The organism is Massilia sp. CT11-108 (genome assembly GCF_047302915.1).
GTDB classification, from domain to species: Bacteria; Pseudomonadota; Gammaproteobacteria; order Burkholderiales; family Burkholderiaceae_D; genus Telluria; species Telluria orientalis.
Genome location: NZ_JBKYMO010000523.1, coordinates 1 through 3,676, shown reverse-complemented (window position 1 = coordinate 3,676; position 3,676 = coordinate 1). Strand labels below are relative to the sequence as shown.

4 protein-coding genes are annotated in these 3,676 nt (G+C 70.9%); 2 read left to right on the top strand and 2 right to left on the bottom strand.

Features of this window, described 5'->3' with window-relative positions; translation table 11 throughout:
* Nucleotides 1–255 precede the first annotated feature (255 nt).
* Together ACEN88_RS26675 and ACEN88_RS26670 are read left to right on the top strand one after the other, a co-directional pair.
* Nucleotides 256–954: a fumarylacetoacetate hydrolase family protein gene (locus ACEN88_RS26675; RefSeq protein ID WP_413344518.1), complete on the top strand. Its 699-nt coding sequence runs from the start codon at nt 256–258 to the stop codon at nt 952–954.
* A 5-nt stretch (nt 955–959) separates the two neighbouring features.
* Nucleotides 960–1,889 carry a 2-hydroxyacid dehydrogenase gene (locus tag ACEN88_RS26670; protein WP_413344517.1) on the top strand — a complete coding sequence of 310 codons (930 nt, stop codon included), beginning with the start codon at nt 960–962 and terminating at the stop codon, nt 1,887–1,889.
* A 32-nt stretch (nt 1,890–1,921) separates the two neighbouring features.
* Here the strand turns inward: ACEN88_RS26670 and ACEN88_RS26665 are convergent, their stop codons facing one another.
* The gene (locus tag ACEN88_RS26665; protein ID WP_413344515.1) at nt 1,922–3,070 is read right to left on the bottom strand and encodes an HlyD family efflux transporter periplasmic adaptor subunit; all 1,149 of its coding nucleotides are present in this window, start codon (nt 3,068–3,070) and stop codon (nt 1,922–1,924) included.
* Between the two features lie 4 nt (nt 3,071–3,074).
* The coding region (locus tag ACEN88_RS26660) for a TolC family protein (protein ID WP_413344513.1) at nt 3,075–3,676 on the bottom strand (602 nt) is incomplete at its 5' end.

The following is a 3,676-nucleotide window of genomic DNA, read 5'->3' as shown; positions in this document are numbered from 1 at the left end:
GTTCCGGCTCGACGGCGGCGCGCCGGCGGCAGCGCCGGCACGTGCGATGACTCCCGCGTCTGCACCGCGCTTGAGCAAGCCGGTTGCGAAGGCGCCGGCCCGTCCGCAGGCCACTGCCGCGAAGGTGTCCGCCGAGAGCGACTGGGAAGCGTTCTGACCGTTATTGCCTCTTCGTCCAGCTTGCGATTGTGATAGGCTGTCCGGTGCATCCGGCCTTGGGCCCGATGCGCCGACACTGTCTTTACAAGGATACGCATGACTGGCTTCGTCATTACGCCTCCCGCCGTCCCGGCCCTCGCCGTGGCCGGCTCCGACCAGGTTTTCCCGCTGCGGCGCGTGTTCTGCGTGGGCCGCAACTACGCGGCCCACGCGCGCGAGATGGGTTCCGATCCGAACCGCGAACCGCCGTTCTTCTTCACCAAGCCGGCGGACGCCGTCGTGCCGGCCAGCGGCACCGTGCCGTACCCGTCGTCCACGCGCGAGCTGCATCACGAAGTCGAACTGGTCGTCGCACTGAAAGGCGGCGGCACGAACATCGCGCCGGAACAGGCGCTGGACCTCGTGTGGGGCTATGGCGTGGGCCTGGACCTGACGCGGCGCGACCTGCAGGCCCTCGCCAAGAAGGATGGCCGCCCGTGGGACATGGCGAAAGGCTTCGACGCCTCCGCGCCGTGCAGCCCGCTGATCCCCGTCGCGCGCACCGGTCACCCGCAAGAAGCGCGCATCTGGCTCGAAGTGAACGGCCAGCTGAAGCAGGAGGGCAACCTGAACGAAATGATCTGGCCGATCCCCGACGTGATCGCGGCCCTGTCGCGCCTCGTCGCGCTGGCGCCGGGTGACCTGATCTACACGGGCACGCCGGCCGGCGTGGACGCGCTGAACCCGGGCGACAAGGTGCGCGGCGGCGTCGACGGCGTGACTTCGTTCGAACTCGAGATCGGCGCGGCAGAATGAGAGTAATGCGGAAGACGGTCCTGCAGATCGGCGGCTTCGCGCCCGAGATCCAGGCCCGGATCGACGCCGAATTCCGCTGCGTCGGCCTCGCGGATCTCGAGCGCGAGCCCGGCCTGGCGAGCGAGGTCGGCGCCATCCTCACGCGCAGCAACCAGGAGGTGCCGGAACACGTGGTGCGGCGCCTGCCGGCGCTGGAAATCATCGCCACGTGCGGCGTCGGCTACGACCTGATTCCGCGCGCGCTTGCAGCCGAACGGGGCATCGTCGTCGCCAACACGCCGGACGTACTGAACGCGGCCGTGGCCGAGCTGTGCATCGGCTCCCTGCTGGCGCTGCTGCGCCGCCTGCCGCAGGCCGACCGCTACGTGCGCGCGGGCGCCTGGACGAACGCGAACTTCCCGCTGGCGACGAGCCTCGCGGGCAAGCACGTGGGGATCGTCGGCATGGGGCGTATCGGCAAGGAGATCGCGCGCCGGCTGGAGATGTTCGGCGTGGCGCTCGCCTACCACGGCCGCACGGACCAGCAGCTGGCGTGGCGCTACGAGCCCGACCTGGCCGCGCTCGCGCGCGATTCCGACATCCTCGTCGTCGTGGCGCCCGGCGGGGCCGAGACGCAGCACCTGATCGATGCGCGCGTGCAGCACGCGCTCGGACCGAACGGCTACCTCGTGAACGTGGCGCGCGGCACGCTCGTCGACGAGGCGGCATTGCTCGCGGCGCTGGAGGAGGGCACCATTGCCGGCGCGGCGCTGGACGTGTTCGACAACGAGCCGGACATCGACCCGCGCTTCTTCGCACTGGACAACGTGCTGCTGACGCCGCACCTGGGCAGCGCCACGCACGAGACGCGCGCGGCGATGGCGCAGCTCATGCTCGACAACGTGCGCAGCTGGTTCCGCAGCGGGCGCGCGCTGACGCCGGTCGAACCGGGCTGATGGTTGGTGGGCTCGCCGAGCCCACGCGGCCGTTAGTTGGCCATATTCCTGGCGACGATGGCATCCGTCGCCGCCCGCGCCTGCTGCAACGGCTGGTTCAATACGGTGGTCGCATACGCGGGCGCCGGTGCGGCCACCGTGCCCAGCGCGCTGCCGCCTTTCTGGCTGATGTCCACGTCGACCGTGGCCGACAGGCCCACGCGCAGCGGATGCGCCGCGAGTTCCTTCGGATCGAGCGAGATGCGCACCGGCACCCGCTGCACGACCTTGATCCAGTTGCCCGTCGCGTTCTGCGCCGGCAGCAGCGAGAACGCGCTCCCCGTGCCCGCGCCGAGGCCCACGACCTTGCCGTGGTAGACGACCTTGCTGCCGTAGATGTCCGCCTCGATGGTGGCCGCCTGGCCCACGCGGATGTCGCGCAGTTCCGATTCCTTGAAGTTGGCGTCGACCCACAGCTGGTCCAGGGGCACGATCGACAGCAGCGGCGCGCCCGGTGCGATGCGGCTGCCCACCTGCACGCTGCGTTTGGCGACATAGCCCGACACCGGCGCGACGATGGCGTTGCGGCGCGCGGCGAGCCACGCGGACAGGTAGTCGGCCTTCGCGGCCAGCACGTTCGGGTGTTCGGCCGGGGAGACGCCGGCCACCGTCACGCGCGCGGCCGCCAGCTGCTTCTGCGCGACGACAAGTGCCGCCTGCGCATCGTCGACGGCGCGGCGGGCGTGCGCCACGTCTTCGCCGGAGACGATGTTGTCCGCGGCCAGCGGCGCGCGCCGTGCCAGGTCTTCCTGCTTCGACTTCAGTTCCACGCGGCGCTGGTCGACGAGGGCCTCGTACTGCGCCACGTTCGTGTAGCGCTCGCGCTGCTGGCGCACGGCGGTGCCCAGCCGCGCCTCGGCCTGGGCCAGCGCGACCTCGGCATCGGATGGATCGAGGCGCACGATCTCCGTACCCGCCTGCACGAGCTGGGTCTCGTCGGCGCGGATCTCGACGACGCTTCCCGTCACCTGCGACGACACGTTCACGAGGTTGCCGCCGATGTAGGCGTTGTCCGTCTCGACGCGCTTCGACAGGACCAGGGCGTAATAGGCCGCATAGGCCGCGCCGGCGGCGAGGAAGGCGGCGGTGATGCCGGCCAGGACGACGCGGCGCTTGTTGTTGGTGGGTGCTTGGGTGCTCATGGTTTTATTTGGTATTCGATTGGGTGTGATAACCGCCGCCGAGCGCCTTCACGAGGGCGACCTGCGTCTGCAGGCGGGCATCCGTCAACTGCAGGTCGACGTCGCGCTGGCGCAGCACGGCCAGCCGCGCCTGCAGGACCGCGGCGCGGTCGGCGAGGCCGCGCTGCATGCGCGCCTCGGCGTTCGCGGCCAGCTTGCGGCTCGCGTCAATGGTCGCGGCGTGTGCTGCCGCCTCCTGCGCGATGCCTTGCAGGGTGGCCGCTTCGCGCGCGACGTCGCGCACCGCGTTCAGCACGGCCTCGTTGTACTCGGCCAGCAATTCGTCGCGGCTGCTGCGCGCCTGGCCCAGCTGGGCGTGCAGGCGGCCACTGTCGAACAGGGGCAGGTCCAGCGTCGCGCCGATCAGTGGGGTGCGGCTCGGGTAGCGCAGCAGCTTGCCGAGCGACGTCGCATCGAGGCCGATGGCCGCGGCGAGATTGATGTCGGGCCGGAACGCGGCTTCGCTCGCGGCCACGCGGCCCAGCTGCGCCTCGATGCGCCAGCGCGCGGCCTGCAGGTCGGGCCGGCGCGCGAGCAGCTCCATGCCCAGTTCGCGCGGCACGGCGT